The organism is Glutamicibacter sp. BS14 (assembly GCF_056934375.1).
Window position 1 is genome coordinate 821597 of the sequence record NZ_CM167801.1, and the last position, 20858, is coordinate 842454.

At 65.8% G+C, this 20858-nt stretch carries 18 protein-coding genes; 12 read left to right on the top strand and 6 right to left on the bottom strand.

The genetic code is table 11. The annotated features are described in order from the left end of the window. Positions 1-90 precede the first annotated feature (90 nt). Positions 91-807, top strand: a complete 717-nt coding sequence (locus tag AC1Z36_RS03930; protein WP_483561703.1) for an NADPH-dependent F420 reductase — start codon at positions 91-93, stop codon at positions 805-807. 180 nt (positions 808-987) lie between these two features. On the opposite strand, the gene AC1Z36_RS03935 is transcribed toward AC1Z36_RS03930, so the two are convergent. From AC1Z36_RS03935 to AC1Z36_RS03945, 3 genes are read right to left on the bottom strand one after another with little or no spacing between them, the layout of a single operon-like run. Further along, positions 988-3507, bottom strand: coding sequence for a GcvT family protein (locus AC1Z36_RS03935; RefSeq protein ID WP_426736034.1), 2520 nt, complete (start codon positions 3505-3507; stop codon positions 988-990). A gap of 42 nt (positions 3508-3549) precedes the next feature. Further along, on the bottom strand, positions 3550-4941 hold the full coding sequence (locus AC1Z36_RS03940; protein ID WP_483561704.1) for a flavin reductase family protein: 1392 nt from the start codon (positions 4939-4941) through the stop codon (positions 3550-3552). Then, positions 4938-6242 carry an aromatic ring-hydroxylating oxygenase subunit alpha gene (locus AC1Z36_RS03945; protein ID WP_105658918.1) on the bottom strand — a complete coding sequence of 435 codons (1305 nt, stop codon included), beginning with the start codon at positions 6240-6242 and terminating at the stop codon, positions 4938-4940. Before AC1Z36_RS03945 ends, AC1Z36_RS03940 begins: the two co-directional genes overlap by 4 nt. Before the next feature lie 151 nt (positions 6243-6393). Between AC1Z36_RS03945 and AC1Z36_RS03950 the strand changes: the two genes are divergently transcribed. The 3 genes from AC1Z36_RS03950 (at position 6394) to AC1Z36_RS03960 (ending at position 10757) form a co-directional block, all read left to right on the top strand. Continuing rightward, positions 6394-7332, top strand: a complete 939-nt coding sequence (locus tag AC1Z36_RS03950) for a LysR family transcriptional regulator (protein ID WP_400290047.1) — start codon at positions 6394-6396, stop codon at positions 7330-7332. 128 nt (positions 7333-7460) lie between these two features. Next, positions 7461-8675: a formaldehyde dehydrogenase, glutathione-independent gene (fdhA, locus tag AC1Z36_RS03955; RefSeq protein WP_133833949.1), complete on the top strand. Its 1215-nt coding sequence runs from the start codon at positions 7461-7463 to the stop codon at positions 8673-8675. 210 nt (positions 8676-8885) lie between these two features. Continuing rightward, positions 8886-10757, top strand: coding sequence for a BCCT family transporter (locus AC1Z36_RS03960; protein WP_105662331.1), 1872 nt, complete (start codon positions 8886-8888; stop codon positions 10755-10757). Positions 10758-10784: 27 nt separating this feature from the next. On the opposite strand, the gene AC1Z36_RS03965 is transcribed toward AC1Z36_RS03960, so the two are convergent. Then, positions 10785-11453 (bottom strand): GntR family transcriptional regulator, encoded by a 669-nt coding sequence (locus tag AC1Z36_RS03965; protein WP_105658922.1) that lies wholly within the window; start codon positions 11451-11453, stop codon positions 10785-10787. 450 nt (positions 11454-11903) lie between these two features. On the opposite strand from AC1Z36_RS03965, the gene purU reads away from it, so the two are divergent. From purU to AC1Z36_RS03995, 6 genes are all read left to right on the top strand, one after another. After that, positions 11904-12776 carry a formyltetrahydrofolate deformylase gene (purU, locus tag AC1Z36_RS03970; protein ID WP_105658923.1) on the top strand — a complete coding sequence of 291 codons (873 nt, stop codon included), beginning with the start codon at positions 11904-11906 and terminating at the stop codon, positions 12774-12776. A 295-nt stretch (positions 12777-13071) separates the two neighbouring features. Then, complete coding sequence (locus AC1Z36_RS03975; RefSeq protein WP_286134668.1) at positions 13072-13200, top strand: hypothetical protein; 129 nt, start codon at positions 13072-13074, stop codon at positions 13198-13200. Beyond that, on the top strand, positions 13197-14744 hold the full coding sequence (locus tag AC1Z36_RS03980) for a sodium/proline symporter (RefSeq protein WP_105658924.1): 1548 nt from the start codon (positions 13197-13199) through the stop codon (positions 14742-14744). The genes AC1Z36_RS03975 and AC1Z36_RS03980 overlap by 4 nt, the downstream gene beginning before the upstream one ends. Further along, a complete protein-coding gene (locus AC1Z36_RS03985) occupies positions 14737-15231 on the top strand; it encodes a hypothetical protein (RefSeq protein ID WP_388025918.1) in 495 nt (164 codons plus the stop codon). The genes AC1Z36_RS03980 and AC1Z36_RS03985 overlap by 8 nt, the downstream gene beginning before the upstream one ends. 69 nt (positions 15232-15300) lie before the next feature. Next, positions 15301-16377, top strand: coding sequence for a M14 family zinc carboxypeptidase (locus AC1Z36_RS03990; protein WP_402741440.1), 1077 nt, complete (start codon positions 15301-15303; stop codon positions 16375-16377). A 148-nt stretch (positions 16378-16525) separates the two neighbouring features. Then, positions 16526-17749: an amidohydrolase family protein gene (locus AC1Z36_RS03995; RefSeq protein ID WP_483561706.1), complete on the top strand. Its 1224-nt coding sequence runs from the start codon at positions 16526-16528 to the stop codon at positions 17747-17749. A 15-nt stretch (positions 17750-17764) separates the two neighbouring features. Here AC1Z36_RS03995 and AC1Z36_RS04000 read toward each other — a convergent pair whose 3' ends face one another. Beyond that, a complete protein-coding gene (locus tag AC1Z36_RS04000) occupies positions 17765-18256 on the bottom strand; it encodes an Lrp/AsnC family transcriptional regulator (protein ID WP_402741442.1) in 492 nt (163 codons plus the stop codon). A 67-nt stretch (positions 18257-18323) separates the two neighbouring features. Here AC1Z36_RS04000 and AC1Z36_RS04005 point away from each other — a divergent pair, with 67 nt between their 5' ends. Together AC1Z36_RS04005 and AC1Z36_RS04010 are read left to right on the top strand one after the other, a co-directional pair. Beyond that, positions 18324-18974: a LysE family translocator gene (locus tag AC1Z36_RS04005; protein ID WP_332727783.1), complete on the top strand. Its 651-nt coding sequence runs from the start codon at positions 18324-18326 to the stop codon at positions 18972-18974. 52 nt (positions 18975-19026) lie between these two features. Beyond that, entirely contained in the window at positions 19027-19959 is a 933-nt protein-coding gene (locus AC1Z36_RS04010; protein ID WP_388025909.1) for a 2-dehydropantoate 2-reductase, read from the top strand. 61 nt (positions 19960-20020) lie between these two features. Here AC1Z36_RS04010 and AC1Z36_RS04015 read toward each other — a convergent pair whose 3' ends face one another. Beyond that, positions 20021-20848, bottom strand: coding sequence for a class II fructose-bisphosphate aldolase (locus AC1Z36_RS04015; RefSeq protein ID WP_483561707.1), 828 nt, complete (start codon positions 20846-20848; stop codon positions 20021-20023). Between the last annotated feature and the right edge of the window lie 10 nt (positions 20849-20858).

Below are 20858 nucleotides of genomic sequence, written 5' to 3' on the forward strand. Positions count from 1 at the left end.
GGTGCCCGGAAGGCAGTTCAACCAAAGGGGATAGCTGCTGCGAAGAGCGGCAGGCACCCGCAATGCCGGACTTTGCTGAAGGGAAATGGAATGCCAACGCTGGGAATCATCGGAAGCGGGAATATCGGATCTGCAATCGCCCGATTGGCCGTTGCCGCGAATGTGAACGTGGTGATTGCGAATTCCCGCGGAGTCCAATCGCTGCAGGAACTCGTGGCCGAGCTGGGGCCGCTGGCCGCAGCCGGCACGGTTCAAGAGGTGGCCGAAGCGGGCGAAGCCGTGGTGCTGTCCATTCCGCTCGCTGCGGTACGTGAGCTGCCAGCCGGGTTGCTGCACGGCAAGACAGTGCTGGACACCAGCAACTACTATCCATCCAGGGATGCACGCATTGCCGAACTCGACAGCGGGACGATGACGACCAGCGAACTGGTGGCGAGCTGGCTCGATGGTGCTCGCTATGTCAAAGCCTTCGGCAACATCCTGGCCCACCACATTCCGCTGCTGGCCCGTCCCGCCGAGGCTGCTGGCCGCTCTGCGCTTCCCATTGCCTCCGATGATTCCCAAGCGAAGGAGCAAGCAGCGGCAATCATCGAACGCCTCGGCTTCGATACGCTGGACGCGGGCGCGCTCGCGGAAACGTGGAAATTCGAGCCCGAATCCGCCGGATATACGCGCATCTACCTGGCGGATTCCACGACCCCGGATGACCAGCTGCTTTCCTCGATTCCAGCGCCAACACCAGCGGACCAGGTCAAGGCAGCACTGGATTCCGCGGCTCGCGTGAATGTTGCCGAACGCGCCTTCTGAGCGGCCCGTTGCCCTCCAGCGGAAGGCCATCCGCGGCCGCTATCGGCAGGGCACCCCTATTAAGAGGCATGAATGCATGGCGTACCGCCTCGGCGTGCAGGCAGCCACGCAGGTTAACGACGACAGGCCGGGCACCGCTCGCATGAGCGGTGCCCGGCCCCGGGTATGTGCGTCTAGCCGCTAGCTGGCCGAAGTAGCCAGCGAAACTCCGCGCAAGCGGTCCATCTGCGGATCGTACAGCGGATCATCGACCACGGTGGCGGCAATCTGCTTGCCGAAGTACTCGATCGCCACCGGGTCACCGGTTTCCACCGAGATCGGCAGCCACGCGTAGGCGATCGGCTTGCGGACCGTGTATCCGTAGGCGGCGCTGGTGACGTAGCCGGAAGGCTTGCCATCCACGTAGACCGGTTCCTTGCCCAGGACCATGGACACGCCATCATCCACGGTCAGGCAGCGCAGGCGCTTGGTGGCCGCCGCGGCACGTTCGGCCAGCGCCGACTTGCCCACGAAGTCCGCGGTCTTGGCGGCTTTCACCGCGAAGCCCAAACCGGCCTGTTCCGGTTCGTGCTCGCTGGTCATATCGGTGCCGAAGGAACGGAAGCCCTTCTCCAGTCGCATGGAGTTGAACGCCTCGCGCCCGCCGGCAATGATGCCGTGCTCCTGCCCGGCTTCGAAGATCGCATCCCAGAGCTTGGCGCTGACATCCGCCGAGGCGTAGAGCTCCCAGCCGAATTCGCCCACGTAGGACAGGCGCATCGCGGTGACCGGGATGCCGGCGATGGAGATCTGCTTGGTGCGGAAGTACTTCAGCCCCTCGTTGCCCATATCGTCGTCGCTGATCTTGGCCATGACCTGTGGGGCCAGCGGGCCCCACAGGCCGATGCAGGAAGTCCCGGCGGTGATATCGCGAACTGCCACCCACTGGCCCGGGTTGGCCTCATTGAACTTGCGCGCTTCGCGGTCCAGGTAGGCGACATCCACGTTGGAGTTGATGCCGGCCTGGTAGACCTGTTCGGAGAGCCGGGCCACGGTGATGTCGCTGGTGATGCCGCCGGCATGGTCCAGCAGCAGGGTGTAGCTGACCATGCCCGGGGCACGCAGCATATTCGCCGTGGTCAAGCCCTGGAGCATCGGCCCGGCACCGGGGCCGGTGACTTCCACGCGCTTGAGCGGGGTCATGTCGAACATGGCCACCGCGGTGCGGGTCTTCCAGGCTTCCACCGCGGCAATCGGCGAGTGGAACTTGCTTGACCAGCTGTCGCGCTCCGGGGCCGCCCACTCCGCCGGCAATTCATCGAGCAGCGCGGCGTTGGCCTCGTACCAGTGCGGGCGCTCCCAGCCGGTGCCCTCCAGGAAGAAGGCGCCCAGCTTCTGCTGGCGGGAGTAGAACGGGCTGGTGCGCACGGCGCGGGGCTTGGTGCGCGGTTCCAGCGGGTGGCGGACATCGTAGATTTCCACGAAGTTCTGCTGCGAGGTCTCGCTGACGTACTCCTTGGTGGTTTGCACGTCCTCGAAGCGGTTCAGGTCGCAGTCGCTCAGGTCCGTCGTGGAGGTGCCGGTGGTGATCAGCTCGGCCACGGCCTTGGCGATGCCCGGCGCGTGGGTGACCCACACGGCCTCGGCCGCGTAGAAGCCGTCCACTTCCCTGGACTGGCCTACCAGCGAGCCGCCGTCCGGGGTGAAGGAGAAGATGCCGTTGAAGCCGCGCTGGATCCGGGTATTGCGCAGATCCGGCAGCAGCTCCTGGCTGGCTTCCCATTCGGCGGCGAAGTCCTGCGGGGTGAATTCCAGTGAGGAAGGCATCCGCTCGTGGGTGATCTCTTCCGGGCGGTAGGCCTGCAAGGTGTCCAGGTCCACCGGCATCGGGCGGTGGGCGTAGGAGCCGATGCCGATGCGATCTCCCCACTCGCGGTAGTAGAGGTCGCGGTCCTGGTAGCGCAGGATCGGGCGGCTGGCACCGGCCGGCAGCTCGTTGACTCCGGCCAGCGACGGGGCCGGGGTGCTCCAGGCGAACTGGTGGCCCAGCGGCAGCAGCGGGATCGAGGTGCCCACCAACTTGCCGATGTTCGGTCCCCAGAAGCCTGCGCAGGAGACCACGATGTCCGCCGCGAAGCGCTCCTCGCCGCAGATGACCGCGGCGACCTTGCCGCCGGAGACCTCGATATCGGTGACGATGGTGCGGTCGCGGAACTCGACTCCCGCGGCCTTGGCGCGTTCCATGACCAGCGCGGTGCCCTTGGCGGCCAGGGCCAGCCCGTCGCCCGGGGTGAACAGGCCGCCCAGGACCTTCTCCGGGTTGAGCATCGGGAACTTCGCCAGGCAGGCGGCGGCGTCGATGACTTCGGCGTCGACCCCGTAGGAGCGGTTCCAGCCGGCACGGCGATGCAGGTCGGCCAGGCGCTCATCGGTGGTGGCGATTTCCAGTCCGCCCACCGGAAGGAAGGAGCCGCGCCCGTCGGCGCCCACCAGGCCGGTGAGCTTCTCGATGGTGTACTGCGCGAATTCGGTCATGGACTTGGACGGGTTGGACGAGAAGACCAGGCCCGGGGCGTGCGAGGTGGAGCCGCCGGGAAGATCCAGCGGACCCTGCTCGATGACCAGGGTATTGGTGTGGCCCAGCGCGGCCAGTTCGTCTGCGAGGTTGGCGCCGACGATGCCGGCGCCGATGATGAGGATCCGAGGGGAAAGACGGGACATGGGGACTCCTTGAAAGCTGATGGTGTGGTGGTGGCCGGCGCGCTAGGCGTCGATGACCAGATCCGATTGGGCGGTGGAGCAGCAGGGCAGGAATTTCCCGGCCGCGATTTCACGGGCGCGGATGCCGCCCTGGTGGTTCATCGCCACCTCGCCTTCGAGCTTGACGACCTTGCACGAGCCGCACATGCCCTCCTGGCAGTTGGCGCCGATGCGCACCCCGGCCCGCTGGGCGACACCCAGGATGTGCTCCTGGGAACTGATCCGGACATTCACCGCGGTGCGCAGGAAGGTCATGGTCAGCTCGCCTTCGCCCACGGTGGGGAAGGAAGCGGTATCCGGCGAGTCCTGCGCGGGAACCAGCGGTGAGGCCGGCGGCAGCGGGGCATTGGAATCGACCGCCACCAGCTTCTGGCCGCTGGCCTCGATGGTGCCGCTCTGGTCGTACTCGGGTTCGTACATCCCCAGCTCCGGCGGCTGGCTCTCGTAGAACTCCTCCACGGATTCGGCCACCTCCTCGGCGATGGACCCGGCCAGGGCGATTTCCTCCTGGTATTCGAGCAGCGTCTTGCGGTCCCCGGAGAAGAACTCCATGAACACCGAGGTGTCATCCACCCCGGCCTCGCGCAGCAGCTGGGTGGCCGAATTCAGGTACCCTTCCGGCCCGCAGGCGAACACCTTGCGGCCATTGGCGTCCGGGGCCACCGCGTCGATCGTCGCCGTGGTCAGCCGCCCGGCAAAGCCCTTCCAGCTCTTGGGCTTGGCCCGGTCGCCCAGCGAGTAGAACACCTTGATCCGCGAATCGACCTGCGCAATGTATTCCAGCTCGGGCCAGAAAGCGAAGTCCCCGGGCACGGTGCCGTGGCAGAGCACCACCACATCGGCCTGGCCGGGCAGCGAGTGGATGGTGCGCACCATCGACATGATCGGGGTGATCCCGGCTCCGGCCGCAAGGAACAGGTAGCGGGCGCGCCGGTCGGAATCGCCCAGGTGGAAGGCGCCCACCGGGCCGAGCATCTCCAGCACCATGCCCGGACGCAGGTTCTCATGCGCCCAGGAGGAGACCAGGCCCTTGGGATCGCGCTTGATGCTGACATTGAAGGTCCAGGGCACGGTGGGCGCGCTGGAAATCGAGTAGCTGCGGTCCACCGGGTCCTGGTCTTCGCCATGCACCGGGAAGGCGATGTTCAGGTACTGCCCGGCGCGGAAGGCCAGCGGGGCGCCATCGGCGCGGCGGAAGACGAAGGTCATCAGCCCGCCGGCTTCCTCGATGGTCTGCACGCATTCGGCCAGGAACTCCTGGGGGTGCCAGGGTCCCAGCGCGCGGGCCGCGCTCGCCGGGCCTTCCTGGGAACTGAGGACCCGGTTCCACGGCATTTCCAGCCCGCGGATGCGCTGGGCCGCTACGCTCGATGCCAGCTGGGCGCCTGCGCTCATGCCAGGTGCTCCAGCACGCGCTGGGTGTACCAGTTGATGAACGCCTCGACCTGGTATTCGCTCTTCATGTACGGGCCCGGCTGGTAGGCGGGGCTGGCTGCGCCCTTCTGGCACAGCTCGACGAAGGCCTTGTCCTGCAGGTTGGTCTGCTTCCAGGTGTGGGTGAGCTTCTCCAGATCGTAGTCGTCTCCTTCGACCGCGTCATCGGCCACCAGCCAGGTGGTGCGCACCAGGGTCTGGTGCTCGTTGATCGGGAAGGCGGCGAAGGTGATCACGTGGTCGGACTGGAAATGGAACCAGCTGTTGGGCTGCAGGTGCATGGAGCAGCGGCCCAGCCGGAAGTCGCGCAGCTCGCCGAGCAGCTTCTTGGACAGGCGGTGCCCGTCGGCGGAGAAGGATTCCCCGTCGCCGTCCAGGGATTCGCGGGAGATGCGGATGCCGGCGATGCGGGTGTCCAGCTGCTCCACGACCTCGTAGGGCAATCCGTAGCGGCGGCAGCGTTCCTCCAGGGCCGCCTGGGCTTGCTGGTTGCGTTCCCATACCTCTTCCAGGTGCGGCGGAACGGTGTCGTCGCTCAGCCCCCAGGTGGGGAACAGCGAGCAGGCCAGCTCGGGGTGCCCGTCGCAGTGGTAGCACTCGCGGTTGTTCTCCATCACCAGCTTCCAGTTGCCCTCCTCGATGATGTCCTGCTGGTAGGCGACCTTGGCGCGGGCGATATCGTGCGGGGCCAGGTAGGGCTCGAAGATGCCGGCGACCTCGTCGAAGTCCGCCGGCGGGTCCTGGGCCAGGGAAACGAAGACCAGCCCGGCATGGACCCGGCCGTGGGCGCGCTTGAGCGCGAAGCAGCTCTTGTCGAACTTGCCTTCGCCCGGGGCGGAGGCGTGGATCAGGTCCCCTTCGGGGGAGTAGGTCCACGAGTGGTAGCCGCAGACCAGGTTCCCGGTGCTGCCCGAAGCTTCGGTGAGCACGCGGGCGCCGCGGTGCCGGCAGACGTTGTGCAGCACGTTGACCCCTCCCTCCTCGGTGCGCAGCACGATCAGCGAATGCGGACCGTAGTCCACGGTCACGTAGTCCCCGGGCTCGGGGATCTCGGCAATGCTCGCGGCGAACAGCCAGTGGGTCCCGAAGATGGCCTGCATTTCGACATCGAATACTGAGGGGTCGGTGTACAGCGGGGCTTCGAGCGAGTAGCCCTTGCGCCGGTTGCGGAAGAGTTCGGTGATCTCGGCGAGCTGTTCTTGGTTCACCGACGTAGCGAGCTTCCCACGCGTAGTGCGCGGTGCGCTTACCGAAGCGGTCATCTGTTACTCCTTGGAACACGACGCGGCTGGCGTCCTCTGGCTGTGGTTGCGCGGGCCGATGTGAGGCCGGTCACCGCATGAATCGAGACTAGGAAGAAATAGTCGGCAAGAAAAGCGCAAGAAATTGAACGGAACCGTGCACAATTGGTGCATGATCGATCCACGCTTCGCCACCCTGCGGGTCTTCTCCTCCACAGGCTCGGTAGCGCGCACCGCGGAACTGACCGGCTACTCGGCCTCGGCGGTCTCCGCGCAGCTGCGCGAACTGCAGCGCACCCTGGGCATCAAGCTGATCACCAAGGAGGGCCGCGGGGTGCGGCTGACCTCCGCGGGCCGGCATTTCGTTGCGGGCCTGGACGGGATTGTGACGCAATGGGAGCTGCTCGCGGCGTCCGCGCGCAACGCCTCCGGGCAGGTGCAGGGGCAGTTCGGCCTGGGCGGTTTCTCCACCGCTGCCGCGCAGCTGCTTGCCCCGCTGGCCGCGAACCTGCGAGCCACTCGGCCCGATACCGAGGTGCAGCTGATCGAAGCGCAGCCGCAGCGCTGCCTGGACTTGCTGCTCGCGGAGCGGATCGACCTGGCCGTGATCGTGGCCAGCCAGACGTCCGCGGGTTCTGCCGCCAGGGACCGGTTCGAGCAGACCGTGCTGCTCGATGACCCGCTGGATGTGGTGCTGCCCGCCACGCACCGGCTGGCGCAGCACAAGTCCGTGGCCCTGGAGGACCTGGCCGATGACCCGTGGATCTCCGAATCCGGGCAGTCGGTCTACCGGGCGCTGTTCGTTGCCGCCTTCACTTCGCTGGGGGTCACCCCGCATATCGCCCACGAGGCGGTGGAGTGGGAAACCATGATCGCGTTCATCGGGGCGGGCCTGGGTGTGGGGCTGCTGCCCCGGCTGGCCACCCTGGGCGATGCGCAGAACGTGGTGCGCCGCCGGATTTCCGGGGCGGCCAAGCCCTCGCGGCGCATCGTGGCGGTGACCCGCAAGGGCAGCCGCGGCTCGCCGCTGATCGAGGAATCCCTGGATATCCTGCAGCGCACCGCCAAGGACATCATTTCCCTGCGCTCGGCCGAGGAACTGGACGGGTAGCCGGTCGCTGGCGGGCTGCCGGGCCCGGCGGATTTCTCGCCGGGCTATTGACATGGATCACATCCAGTGGTCAGACTTGGGCACATCCGATTTGGTATCCAACTGATATTTCAAGGAAGTGGTCCGCTATGGGCAACTTGGCAGTAAGCTACGCCGGGGCAGGCAAGGTCGAGCTGATCGACACCCCGTACCCCGAATTCGAATTGAAGGACGGGCCCGGGGTCCACCCGGCAAACGTCGGGCGGCAGGTGCACCACGGGGTCATCCTGCGGACCATCGCCACCAACATCTGCGGTTCGGACCAGCACATGGTCCGCGGCCGCACCACCGCGCCCGTCGGGTTGGTGCTGGGCCACGAGATCACCGGCGAAGTGGTGGAAGTAGGCCGCGATGTGGAATTCCTCAAGGTCGGCGACGTCGTCTCGGTGCCCTTCAACATCTCCTGCGGCCGCTGCCGCAACTGCAAGGTCGGGCAAACCGGCATCTGCCTGAACGTCAATCCCGACCGCCCCGGTTCCGCCTACGGCTACGTGGACATGGGCGGCTGGGTGGGCGGCCAGGCCGAATACGTGCTGGTGCCCTACGCTGACTGGAACGCCCTGAAATTCCCCGACCGCGACCAGGCCATGGAGAAGATCCTGGACCTGGCCATGCTCTCGGACATCTTCCCGACCGGCTACCACGGAGCCATCGGCGCCGGGGTCACCGTCGGTTCCACCGTCTACGTCGCCGGCGCCGGCCCGGTGGGCCTGGCCGCGGCCACCTCCGCGCAGCTGCTGGGTGCGGCCACCGTGATTGTCGGGGACCTGAACGCCGACCGGCTGGCTCAGGCGCGCAGCTTCGGTTGCGAAACCGTGGACGTCTCGCAGGGCGACCCGGCCGAGCAGATCGCCCAGATCCTGGGCGTGCCCGAGGTCGACTGCGGCATCGACGCGGTGGGCTTCGAGGCGCGCGGGCACGGGCACGACGCTGGCAAGGAACAGCCTGCCACGGTGCTCAATTCGCTGATGGAAATCACCCGTGCCGGCGGCAGCCTGGGCATCCCGGGGCTCTATGTCACCGGGGATCCGGGCGCCGAGGACGAAGCGGCCAAGGTCGGTTCGCTGTCCATGCGCTTCGGCCTGGGCTTCGCCAAGTCCCACACCTTCGTCACGGGCCAGTGCCCGGTGATGAAGTACCACCGCGGGCTGATGCAGGCGATCCTCTCGGACAAGGTCTCGATTGCCAAGAACGTCAACGCCACGGCCATTGGCTTGGACCGGGCCCCGCAGGGCTACGCGGCCTTCGACGAAGGCGCCGCGCAGAAGTTCGTGCTCGACCCGCACGGGCTGATCAGCGCCTGACCCGCGCTTGACGCGCATTTAACCGCTGCCCGCCGTGCCGGCCGGGAACAATTCCCGGCCTGCACGGCGCACTTCCGGCCGGCTCTTGAGCCCGGCCGATTTGCCGGCCCCGGCCACCACTCACGAGCAACCCCGGGACCCCGGCTGATTCGGCGCGCCCGCATTCCCCTGCCGGCCCGCCACCTATTGCCTTTATTGAAGGAAACCGAAATGAAACGCACTGAGCAACCCGTGAACGACCTGGTCAGCGAGCTGCACTCGGCTCGCCGGCGCCGGCCCAGAAGATACCTGTCCTCCGGCACCGACTACTGGGTCTTCGGCATTGCCGGACTCCTCGCCCTGGCGTTCATCGCCTGGGGCTTCGCTTCGCCCGAAGGGCTGGGCTCCGCGGCCGGGAAGGCCCTCGACTGGGTGATTACGAACACCGGCTGGGTCTTCGTGATCGCCGCGACCGTTTTCACCCTGTTCGTGCTGGTGGTCGCGGCCAAGAGCTTCGGGCGCATCCCGCTGGGCAAGGACGGGGAGAAGCCGCAGTTCAGCACGGTTTCCTGGATCTCGATGATGTTCGCCACCGGCATGGGCATCGGGCTGGTCTTCTACGGGGTGGGCGAACCGCTGTACTTCTACATGTCTCCGCCGCCGGAAACCGTGGGCGGGCAGACCTCGGCCGCGGTGGGCACGGCCATGGGCACCACCATGTTCCACTGGACGCTGTTCCCCTGGGCCATGTACGCGATTGTCGGGCTGGGCATGGCCTACGGCAGCTTCCGGCTGGGCCGCCCGCAGCTGTTCTCCTCGATGTTCACCTCGATCTTCGGCGAAAGGGTCGTCCACGGCTGGGGCGGGAAGACGATCAACATCCTGGCTATCCTGGCCACGCTTTTCGGCTCGGCCTGCTCGCTGGGGCTCGGCGCGCTGCAGATCGGCGGCGGCATCCAGTCCGCCGGGCTGCTGTCCTCGGTGGGTTCGGGGGTCCTGGTACTGATCATTGCGGTGCTCACCGCCTTGTTCGTGGCCTCGGCCGTCTCCGGAATCGAGCGCGGCATCCAGTGGCTGTCCAATATCAACATGGTGCTGGCGGTGATCCTGGCGCTGATCGTGTTCATCGGCGGGCCCACGCTGTTCATCCTGAACGTGATTCCCAATGCGGTGGGCTCCTTCATCGCTGACTTGCCGGAAATGGCATCGCGGACCGCGGCTTCCGGGGATGGCGACATGGCCGCGTGGCTTTCCTCCTGGACCATCTTCTACTGGGCCTGGTGGGTTTCCTGGACCCCGTTCGTTGGCCTGTTCATCGCGCGGATCTCGCGCGGGCGCAGCATCCGCCAGTTCGTCACCGGGGTGCTGCTGGTACCTTCCACCGTCACGCTGTTCTGGTTCGCCATCTTCGGCGGCGGCGCCATCGGCCTGCAGGAGCGGGCCGAGCGCAACGGGGACATGGGCCAGGCACTGGCCCAGATGGTGGACGGGGCCCCGGACATCGACTTCAACTCGGTGCTCTTCGAGCTGCTGGGCGCACTGCCGTTCCCCGAGTGGTTCTCCATCGCGCTGATGGCCCTGGCCGTGGTGCTGATTGCCATCTTCTTCGTCACAGGGGCGGACTCCGCCTCGATCGTGATGGGCGCGCTGAGCGAACGCGGCGCGCAAGAACCTTCGAAGAAATCGGTGGTCTTCTGGGGCGTCTCGGTGGGAGCGGTGGCCGCGGTCATGTTGCTGGCCGGCGGGGACCATCCGGCGGCGGCCCTGAACGGGCTGAAGAACATCACCATCGTCTCGGCGCTGCCCTTCGTGCTGGTGATGTTGCTGCTGTGCGTGGCGCTGTGGAAGGACCTGTGCCGTGATCCGCTGGTGCTGCGCGGCAAGGTGGCGATGGAGGTGCTGGAGCAGGCGGTGGATGACGGAATCGACCGCCACGAAGGAGAGCAGTTCAGCCTGATGACCAGGGAGAACTCCATTGTGGCCGCGTCGGGCCTGCCGGCTGGAGACCGGCCGGAGCCGGTGGCCCAGGAGCTGGAAGCCCCGGTGCGCGAACCGCAGCCGCGGCCCGAAACTGATCTGGAACCCGAGGGCGCCGGCCGCTAGCGGCCGGTTCGCGTCGCCGGCATCCAGCTAGGGGGCGCGGCGCAGGGCCTGCTCGAAGTGGGCCACATGCTCGGAGACCAGCCGCGCTGCCAGCTGCGCGTCGCCGTCGAGGATGGCGCGCAGCAGGGCCGAATGCTCGGAAATGTGCTCTGCGATCGGAGGCATCTGGTCGATGACCAGGCACCAGATCCGGGTCACCAGATTATCCAGGCGCACCAGGGTTTCCTCCAGGTACTTGTTGGCCGCCGCTTTGTAGATGAGCCGGTGGATGCGCACATCCAGCAGCAGCAGCGAACGCTGGTCCAGGGCGGGATCCAGGGCATCGATCTGCTGCAGGTAACTGGCCAGCTGCTCGCGGATCTGCGGGTCCTTGTTCGCGGCCGCGTTGCGCGCGGCCAGCGGCTCGAGCACCTGGCGCATTTCGGAGATGTAGTTCAGCTCATGGAAATCCACGGCCGTGGCGAAGGTGCCGCGGCGCGGATAGGACACCACCAGATGGTCGGTTTCCAGCCGCTTGAGAGCCTCGCGCATCGGGGTGCGCCCAATGCCCAGTTCTTCGGCCAGCTGCGGCTCGTGGATCGGGTGCGTCGGAGCGATTTCGAGCAGCACCAGCCGGTCGCGCAATGCGTTGTAGGCTCGATCAGCCATCGAGCCTTGCTCGGTGGCGGCGCTGGTCAGTTCGGTGGGCCTTGGCATATCGCTCTCTATCACTGTTCAAAAATCAATTGCCGACACACAAAGAGTATCGCCCCGGCTTCGATTTGGGCGCTTTTCCTGTGCCGATGCGCTCAACAGCCCTTGGCTTGCCGGCCAGCGGCAGAGCGGAAAACCGTACTGGGGGCGCTGGGAAAGACGCCAGGAAGAACCGCCGGAAAAGTTGTTGACGCTGTGCTGAAGCACACATAGTATTGTGATCATCAATTGATATATCAGTATCCGGCCAGAGGTTGGCGAGTCTGCCCGCAGCTGCTTCCGAAGGCAGGGGCGGCGCGCAGTTCCGCTGGGAAAACTCAGACCGGACGGCTTTGAATCCGCGGCGCAGAGCACTGCGCGGAAGCCAGGTGCAACCGCATGAAAATCCCCCGAAAAACCACTACGAGCCATGGCGAAGCTAATGCCATCTCGGCGAAACCAAGGAGCGGCACGATGACCGAACCGAACAACAAGTATGTCCTGACCCTCACCTGCGCCGAGCGCCCGGGCATCGTGCATGCGGTCACCGGGTTGCTGCTCAAGCACCATGGCGACATCCGGGAGCTCAAGCAGCATGACGACCAGCTTTCCGGGACGCTCTTCATGCGCATCGAATTCGAGGTCGCCGCGGCGGAGGATATCCCTGCCGAGATCGCCGAACTCGAGTCGGGCCTCGGCCAGCTCGCCGATGAGCACCAGGCGACCTGGGGTTTGCGCCCGGCCGGCAACAAGAAGCGCGTGGTGGTGATGGTCTCCAAGTTCGGCCATTGCCTGCATGACCTGCTGTTCCGCGCCCGGATGGGGGAGCTGCCGGTGGAGATCGCGGCAGTAGTCTCCAACCACCCGGACCACCGGCAGCAGGTCGAGTGGAACGGGATTCCGTTCTTCCATATTCCTGTCACCCCTGAGACCAAGCCCGAGGCCGAGTCCAAGCTGATGGACCTGGTGGAGCGCTTCGAGGTGGATCTGGTGGTGCTGGCCCGCTACATGCAGGTGCTCTCCGATGATCTCACCCGCAAGCTCACCGGCCGGGCCATCAACATCCACCATTCGTTCCTGCCCTCCTTCAAGGGGGCCAAGCCCTACCACCAGGCCTTCGAACGCGGGGTGAAGACCGTGGGCGCCACGGCGCACTACGTGAATTCGGAGTTGGACGAGGGGCCGATCATCACCCAGCGCGTCCAGGAAGTGGACCACAGCTACGCGCCCGAGCACCTGGTGGCCGCCGGACGCGATACCGAGTGCAAAGCCCTGTCCGATGCGGTGCGCTGGCACTGCGAAGACCGGGTCTTCCTCAGCGGCTCGCGCACTGTGGTGCTGCGCTAGCACCCTCCGGGCCAAAGGCCCCGGCGGGGATTCGACGGACATCATATGACGATGCCCGCCGAACCCGGCCGGGGCCTTTGCTGTTGCCCGCCGTTTGGGCCCGGAGGCGCTCGACCGGAGGCGCAAAGGCCGGGAAGACAGTGCGGTCGAATGCAGGGGCACGGAAGTTTTCCCAAGTTAACCTAGGAATTATCCTTGTCTTGGCCACTGGGGCTATGCAAGGCTATGGATCAAGCGGGTGCTTGTGACCCAGCTCATGAAATAAGAACCAGCGGCTCCCAGAAGGAATGTGTCGATGTTTGGACTACCGGCGTTCACGACCATGGTCATCATCGGGGTTCCGGCCCTCTGGGTGATCTACACAGCTGTTTTCCTGTGGCTCAGCCGCGGCTGGAAGCGCGAGGATGCGAAGGAGCAGCAGTGAGCATCGAGATCCTGTTCCTGGTCATCTATTTCATCGCCATGGCCGCCATCGGCTTCTGGGCGATGAAGCGCGGTAAGCAAGATGCCGAAGGGTTCCTGCTCGGCGGACGCAGCCTCGGCCCCGGCGTCACCGCGCTGCGGCTGCAGAGTTCTTCCATGTCCGGCTACATGTTCATGGGTGCCGGATCGATGGGCTACACCCAAGGCTATTTCAGCATGTGGTACGCGCTGGGCGACCTGGGCGGCGGCATCCTGAACCTCTCGGTCCTGGGCCGACGCATGCGCAAGCTATCCCAGATCCTGGGGTCCATCACCTCCATCGAGTACCTGGAGCACCGCTATCCCTCGAAGTGGATCCGGCTCATCGCCGCTCCCGTGGCGCTGTTCTGCATGTTCTTCTACGTGCTGGCCCAGTTCATCGCCGGCGGCCGCGGATTGGAAATGGTCTCCGGGGTGTCCTTCCCGGTGGCCTTGGCGATCGCCATCGGCGTGATTGTCCTCTATACCTTCCTGGGCGGCTACCTGGCTGTGGCCTACACCGACTTCGTGCAGGCCATCATCATGGTGGTCGGCATGGTCTGGATCCTGGTTGCCACGCTGATGGCCGTGGGCGGTTTCACCAAGGGCAATGAGACTGTGGGCGGGATCAACCCCAACCTGCTGACTATGTGGGGAGCGGATCTGGGCTACCAGGGACAGTGGGGAGTCATTCTCGGTGCGCTGCTGGTCTTCTCCATCGGCTACATGGGCTGGCCGCACGTGGTGGTCAGCCACATGGCCATGAAGAAGCCATCGGTGGCACGCACCGCAGGGGTCTACTCATTGGTATTCAACTTGCTGTTCATCCCCGGCCCCTACCTGGTGGGCCTGTTCGCGCTGATCCTGCTGCCCAACCTGGCCAACCCGGAAACCGCGATCTTCGAGGTCGCCGACGCGGTGCTGCCGACCTTCGCCGTGGGCATCGTCATGGCAGCGATCATGGCAGCCATCATGTCCACCGCCGATGCCCTGCTGCTGCAGGCCGGCACCATCGCCAGCCAGGACATCTACGCCCGGTTCATCAACAAGAAGATGAGCGATGCGCAGATGGTCTGGGTCTCGCGGATCACCGTGCTGGCCCTGGCCATCATCGGCTATGGCATTGCCGCTTTTGATCCTCCCGCGGTGGCCGCCGTGGTGATCTTCTCAACGACCGTGCTGGGCAGCGCCTTTGTCCCTTCCTATATCTGCGCGGTGTGGTGGAAGAAGGCCAATACCGTTGGCGCGATCTCCTCGATGGCCGCCGGCACACTGGTCTCGGTGCTCTGGCAGGTGTCCGGCGCGCCGGATGCCACCGGCATTGATCCGATGGTCACCGGCATCCTGGCCTCCACCGCGGCCATGGTCATCGGCAGCCTGGCCAGCCAGAAGTCGCATCCCGTGCCGGAGCATATTGGCCGGGCCCTGGATGAGACCGCGAAGATCGGCCCGATCCCGAAGAAGATGCTCATGGGCCAGGATGCACTGCTGGCCAGCCAGGCGGAAATGGCGGCCCGCGGTGAATGAACTGGTGCTGAAAACCTTGGTCGATGACCAGGACGCGCAACGCATCCTTGCCGCCAAGGCGCCAGGGCTGAGAGTCGAGTCGGCCAAGCTGCGCCATCATCCCTTTGCGGGGTTCATCTTCGAGGTGCCGCAGCTGGCCGGGCGGTCAGGGCAGGCGCACGCCTTGGTGGACTACTACTCGGGCAAGGCCTTCGTCTGCGATCCGTGGCAAGCCGAAGATGCGGAAACCGGCCAAGTGCTGGACCGGGTGGCTGATCCGCAGTGGAACACCATCGATTTCGACACCGCACGCCGGCGGGCCAAGGCCCTGCTGTCCACCGAGGCGCTGCGCCGGGCCCGGCTGGCCTGGCGCGGCGGGGTCCGGGAAAAGAGCAGTGTCGCAAAGGTCTGGAAACCCAACTGGATGATCGAAGCGAGCCTGGAGAAAAAGTCCTACCGCGTCATGGTGGACGGACTGAACGGCGGCTACTTCATCATCGGCAGCTGAGACTGGAAACGCCGGAGGACGGCGCAATGACCAAGATCCATCCCACCACAGGAAGACATCGGAGATTCAATGAAGAATATGCCAAAGCAGTTCCCCGCTCAGTTGCTGAAGAAGGGCTCCTGCATCGTTGTCGGCTCGGCACTGTTCCTCGGCTTGGGGCTTGTCCCGGCCAATGCCGTAGGCAACGGGCCGGACTACACCGGAAATGAAACCATCAACACCTCGATCCTGCATACGCACGAGTCGATGGCCGCCGAACTGCGCAAGCAGGATGCCAAGCAATCGGCGATGGAACTGGAAGTCATCGGCCAATCCGCCAAGGGACGCGATCTGTTCCTGGCCAAGTACCTTTCTAACCCGGAAAATCCCACGATCATGTTCCTCACCCAGCAGCACGGCAACGAGCAGCTGACCACCGAGGGGACCCTGGAAGTGATCAAGCACCTGGGCTCGGGGCGGATGAAGGAGGTGCTCAAGGACGTCAACATCCTGGTGGTGCCGATGCTGAACCCGGATGGCGCCATGGGCGATGTGGACTTCCCGCTCGATGACTACATCGCCTCGGGGGACCGGCACCTGACCCGCTACAACGCCAACAACGTGGACATCAACCGGGACCACGTGGCCAAGACGCAACCGGAAATCCAGGCGCTGCACAACAATGTGCTCTCCGCCTACGGCATCGACTACATGATCGACCTGCACCATCAGGGCACCCGCTCGGCGGTGGACGGCAAGCTGGTGTCCGGCTCGATCCTCTACCCGACGACCCCGGACGTGCCTGAGGAAGTCCGCGAGGGTTCCAAGCGCCTGGGCGCAGTGGTCTACCAGAATGTCGACCGGACCGGCTGGGGCCACTTGGGCAAGTACGTGGGCGGGACCGCCAACACCATTGCGCGCAATGGCATCGCGGCCGAATACGGCATTTCCACCTTGCTCTTCGAAATGCGCGGCATGAGCGATCACAGCAACCCGGATTATGTCCTGGGACAGAAATCCAATGGCTACTTGCGCCAGCAGACCATCCTGACCCTGGAGAGCACCATCAAGGCGGTAGCCGATGGCTCCGTGGAAACCATGGACACCTCGTTCTGGGACAGCCTGCCGGAGCAGTCGACGTTGCCCGGAGAAGAGGCTGACGAATAGCCGATCCAGTTGATGGCGGGCCCGCAAGGGCCCGCCATTGTCCTGCCTGGAGCAGGAGAACCGCGCTCGGCCCGAAGCGCTGCTGGCCCTAGGGGCGCATGCGGTACGTTTCTACTAGCACTGTCCATACCGGCAAGGAAGCTGAACCATGCTCATCCGCAATGCCCGCCCCTGGGGCGGTCCGCCCAGCGACATCCTGATTGGCGACGGCAAGATTTCAGCGATCTCCGTGCACGACCCGCAGCAGGTGTGCAACGCTGCGGACGTCGATGGCCGCGGGCGCATCCTTCTCCCCTCCTTCTCCGACGTGCATGTGCACCTGGATTCCACGCGCATCGGACTGCCCTTCCGCGAGCACACTGGACGCCCGGGGGTGTGGGGCATGATGAGCAACGACCGGGAGAACTGGCGGGACGCCGAAATCACCTTGCCCGAGCGCGTGGCCGGAACCCTGGAACGGATGATTGCCCGCGGCACCACCCGTGTGCGTTCCTTCGCCCAGGTGGATGTGGATTCCAAGCTGGAGAAATACGAGGCCGTGGTGGCCGCGAAAAAGAAGTTCGCCAACGAGGCCGAGGTGCAGATCATGGTCTTCCCGCAGGCCGGGATCCTGCGCGAGCCGGGTACCGTCAAGCATCTCGAGGACGCTTTGGAAGCCGGTGCGGATGCCATGGGCGGCATCGACCCCTGCGCACTGGACCGCGACCCGGTCCGCCACCTCGACGTGGTGTTCGGGCTGGCCGATAAATACCAGGTGGATATCGACGTGCACCTGCACGAGCCCGGTGCGCTCGCCGTCTTCTCGGCAGAGCTGATTGCCGAACGCACCCGGGCGCTGGGCATGCAGGGCCGGGTCAACCTGTCCCATGCCTACGAGCTGGGCAGTGTCAGCGAGGCTGCCAGCCACCGGCTGATCGACACCTTCGCCGAGCTGGACATCTCGCTGACCTCCGTTGCGCCCAGCACCTCCAATCATCTGCCGCTGGTGGACCTGGTTGGAGCCGGGGTGCGCTTCGGCTTGGGCGAGGACGGGCAGCGCGACTACTGGAGCCCCTACGGGAACTGCGATCTGCTGGACCGGACCTGGCAGTTGGCTTTCGTCAACGGGTTCCGCCAGGACGAACTGATCGGGCATGCGCTGGCCGTGGCCACCATGGGCGGTGCCTCGATCATGGACCGCTCGGTGCCGCGCCTGGCTTCGGTGGCCGACCGCCCAGGGGTGGCCGTGGGGGACCGGGCCGATCTGGTGCTGGTGGATGGCGAGAGCATTGCCTCCACCGTGATGGACCGGGGCACCGACCGCACCGTCATCCACGACGGGCGGGTGGTGGCCGAAGGGTTGAAAGTGCTCTCGGTCGAAAAACCGTACTGACGGGACGTGCTACCGCTAGCGGTGGCGCAGCGAAGCCACCCACGGCTCGCCGAAGATCAGCTGGGTGCGGCAGTGCGCCACCTGGGGCAGTGCCAGCAACTTGTCGATGATCAGTGTCTGGAGCTCAGTGCTGTTGGCCACCGCGACATGGACCAGATAGTCCTCGCTGCCGCTGACGTTGTACAGCGCCAGGGTTTCGGGCAAAGCTAGGGCCTTCTGCACGAAGTCGTTGGCAGTGTCGCGGGCGTGCGGACGGATCTGGATTCCCAAAAACGCCTGCTCGCCCTTGCCCAGCAGGCTAGGCAGTACATGGGCGCGGGTAGCCACGATGGTGCCATTGCGGCGCATGCGCCGGATCCGCTCCAGGCAGGTGCTGGGCGCGACCCCCACCTCGGCCGCGATCTGCTTGTTCGGCATCGTGGCATCAACCTGCAGCAATTCCAGTATTGCCCAATCTACCGAATCCAATTCGGGAGATTTGATTGATTTCATTTCTGAGTCACTCATGGACTGATTCTAGCGAATTTGACCCCTAGTCTGAATCTGGAATAGCAGTTGAGGCTGGAGGGATGGCATGGGGATCGAATCATGGGTGGCATTTGCCCTGGCGCTATTGGTGGCGTTGGCAGTGCCCGGCCCCGACCTGGCCCTGGTGGTGCAGGCGGCCACGCGCTCGGTCCAGCAAGGCGTGTCCACGGCTGCAGGAGTAGTCACCGGGCTGATGCTGCATGCGCTGCTGGCGGTGGCCGGGTTGACCGCGCTGCTGATTTCGGCGCCAGGGGCCATGGCCGCCGCCCAGATTCTGGGTGCCGTGGTGCTGCTGTGGATGGGGGCCAGCATGCTGCGCGCCGGATTGCCTCGGGCGGACAACACCGTGCCGGCCCAGACCCCACAGGCCCGGAGCGGCTACGCCCGCGGGCTGCTCACCAATGCAACCAACCCCAAGGCACTGCTGTTCTTCGCTGCCATCCTGCCGCAGTTCATCGGGCAAGCCGAAGGCGCCTCAGTCCGGACCGCGTTGCTTTGCGCAACGGTGGTCCTCGGGGCCGGTCTGTGGTGGGCCGGGGCCATCACGGTCATCCGGTTCTCCGGAGTGCATCGATCGCCATCCGCCGGCCGCATCGTGACCTTGGCCGGCGGGGTATCCTTGGTGGCAATTGCCCTCGGACTACTAGCTGCCGCGGTGCTGGGGCTGGCTGATCCGATTGCCGGATGGCACCGGTAAACCACGAAATCGATAGGGCGCTCATCGGCTGCCTGTTGGAAAGGAAGAGCAAATGACCCGCATTCTGATTGCCGGTGCCGGTGCGACCGGCGGCGCGCTGGGAGCACGCCTGCTGGCGGCCGGAAGGGACGTGACTTTTCTGGTGCGCGAACGCCGCCAGGCCCAGCTTGCCGATCATGGACTGCGCTTCAGCGCCCCGGATTCCCAAGGTACTTGGCCGGTTCGGGCAGTCACCGCTATCGCGGGTGAAGAGCCCTTCGACCTGGTGATCGTCGCGGTCAAAGCCCCTGCGCTGGCCTCGCTGATCCCGGAACTGGCCGGCGCTATGGGAAATCGCACCCGCATCCTGCCGCTGCTCAACGGCATGGCCCATATCGACGCCCTGGAGCAGGCCTTCGGCGGGCGGGTGCTCGGCGGCATTGTGAAGATCGTTGCCACGCTGGATGAGCAGGCAGTCGTCCAGCAGCTGACCGGCCTGTGCCAGCTGGGTCTCGGCGGTCTGCACGGACAGGAGATCCCCGAGCCGATCATCGAGGCTCTTGATGTGGGTGGCATCGAGCTTGGAGTGCTCGACGATGTTCTCGCCCGGCTCTGGGAGAAGTGGGCTTTCATCGCCGCGGCCGGGGTGATCACCTGCCTGTTCCGCGGGAATATCGGCGATATCCTCGCCGCCGGGGGAGAGCCCAAGATCCGCGAAGCCGTCGGCGAATGCGAACGGATCGCGTCCGCGGCCGGTTATCCGGTCAGCGAGGCGGGGCATGAGCAGTCCATCGGGCTGCTGACCGAGCCGGGCAGCTCGTTCACCGCCTCGCTCTACCGCGACCTGGGCCACGGCACTCCCGTCGAGGCCGAGCACATCATCGGGGATCTGGCCGCCCGGGCACAGCAGCTGGGTGTGGCCGCCCCGCTGCTGGATGCCGCGCTGCTGCAGCTGCGCACCCACCAGCAATCGCTGGATCGTGCCGGCACTTCCGCCGCCGGATAAGCCGAAGGCCGCGGTGCCGGAACCGGAAAGTCCCTGCGCCGCGGCCTTCGAAGGCAGCAAGCTATGTGGCGCGCAGCGCGACGAACGTCGCCGAAACGACCTCGGTGACCGCGCGCTCCCAGTCGCCGAGCAAGCCCAGCACGTTCTGACCATCGGAACGGCGGCCTTCCAGCTGCCCAGCCAGTGCGGCCAGCGTCGCGGTGCGCAGCTCGGTGTTCAAATTGACCTTGCCCACCCCGAAGGAAATGGACCGCGAGAGGTCCGCAGGCGCAATGCCCGAAGCCCCGTGCAGCACCAGCGGCACCGTTGATTCGGCGTGGATGGCTTCAAGCACATCCCAGTGGATTTTCGGTTCGCCCTTGTACCGGCCATGGACATTGCCGATGGCCACGGCCAGCAGCTGCGCGCCGCTGTCCTGGACGAATCGGGCCACCTGCGCCGGATCGGTCAGCTGGGAGGCGCTCTGCTCAAAGGCCTTGTCCTCGTTGCCCGGCAGGGCACCCAGCTCGGCTTCCAGCACCACCTCAGGGCCGATCAGCGAACGAACCTGCTGGACGAAGGCGGTATTCTCCTCCAGCGTCCCGGCCGAGCCGTCGGCCAGCACCGCGGTGGCGCCGGCTTGCACCGCCCGCACGATCAGCTGCGCGTCGCTGGCGTGGTCCAGCTGGATGGCTACCGGAACGGCGGCCTGCTCGCCCAGGGTGCGCAGGGCGGAGATCAGCCGCAGGCCCGCGGTGGAGCTGGCGGCCTTCGGCGCGACATTCAGGATGACCGCGCGGTCCTGGGCTTCGGCCTTGGCGACCACGGCCAGCGCGGTGGTGAAGTCGTAGCAGGTGAAGGCGGGGACGGCGTGCCCTGCGGCAATGGCCTGGGCGGCCATCTGGTTCATGGGGGTGAGC

Excerpts from the sequence above, each read along its gene's own strand:
- fdhA (WP_133833949.1), top strand. The coding sequence starts at position 7,461 with ATGGGCAACTTGGCAGTAAGCTACGCCGGGGCAGGCAAGGTCGAGCTG.
- AC1Z36_RS03975 (WP_286134668.1), top strand. The coding sequence starts at position 13,072 with ATGTTTGGACTACCGGCGTTCACGACCATGGTCATCATCGGGGTTCCG.
- AC1Z36_RS03935 (WP_426736034.1), bottom strand. The coding sequence starts at position 3,507 with ATGTCCCGTCTTTCCCCTCGGATCCTCATCATCGGCGCCGGCATCGTC.
- AC1Z36_RS03950 (WP_400290047.1), top strand. The coding sequence starts at position 6,394 with ATGATCGATCCACGCTTCGCCACCCTGCGGGTCTTCTCCTCCACAGGC.
- AC1Z36_RS03930 (WP_483561703.1), top strand. The coding sequence starts at position 91 with ATGCCAACGCTGGGAATCATCGGAAGCGGGAATATCGGATCTGCAATC.
- AC1Z36_RS03965 (WP_105658922.1), bottom strand. The coding sequence starts at position 11,453 with ATGCCAAGGCCCACCGAACTGACCAGCGCCGCCACCGAGCAAGGCTCG.
- AC1Z36_RS04010 (WP_388025909.1), top strand. The coding sequence starts at position 19,027 with ATGACCCGCATTCTGATTGCCGGTGCCGGTGCGACCGGCGGCGCGCTG.
- AC1Z36_RS03990 (WP_402741440.1), top strand. The coding sequence starts at position 15,301 with ATGAAGAATATGCCAAAGCAGTTCCCCGCTCAGTTGCTGAAGAAGGGC.
- AC1Z36_RS04005 (WP_332727783.1), top strand. The coding sequence starts at position 18,324 with ATGGGGATCGAATCATGGGTGGCATTTGCCCTGGCGCTATTGGTGGCG.
- AC1Z36_RS03940 (WP_483561704.1), bottom strand. The coding sequence starts at position 4,941 with ATGAGCGCAGGCGCCCAGCTGGCATCGAGCGTAGCGGCCCAGCGCATC.
- AC1Z36_RS03945 (WP_105658918.1), bottom strand. The coding sequence starts at position 6,242 with ATGACCGCTTCGGTAAGCGCACCGCGCACTACGCGTGGGAAGCTCGCT.
- AC1Z36_RS04000 (WP_402741442.1), bottom strand. The coding sequence starts at position 18,256 with ATGAGTGACTCAGAAATGAAATCAATCAAATCTCCCGAATTGGATTCG.
- AC1Z36_RS03995 (WP_483561706.1), top strand. The coding sequence starts at position 16,526 with ATGCTCATCCGCAATGCCCGCCCCTGGGGCGGTCCGCCCAGCGACATC.
- AC1Z36_RS03960 (WP_105662331.1), top strand. The coding sequence starts at position 8,886 with ATGAAACGCACTGAGCAACCCGTGAACGACCTGGTCAGCGAGCTGCAC.
- purU (WP_105658923.1), top strand. The coding sequence starts at position 11,904 with ATGACCGAACCGAACAACAAGTATGTCCTGACCCTCACCTGCGCCGAG.
- AC1Z36_RS04015 (WP_483561707.1), bottom strand. The coding sequence starts at position 20,848 with ATGAACCAGATGGCCGCCCAGGCCATTGCCGCAGGGCACGCCGTCCCC.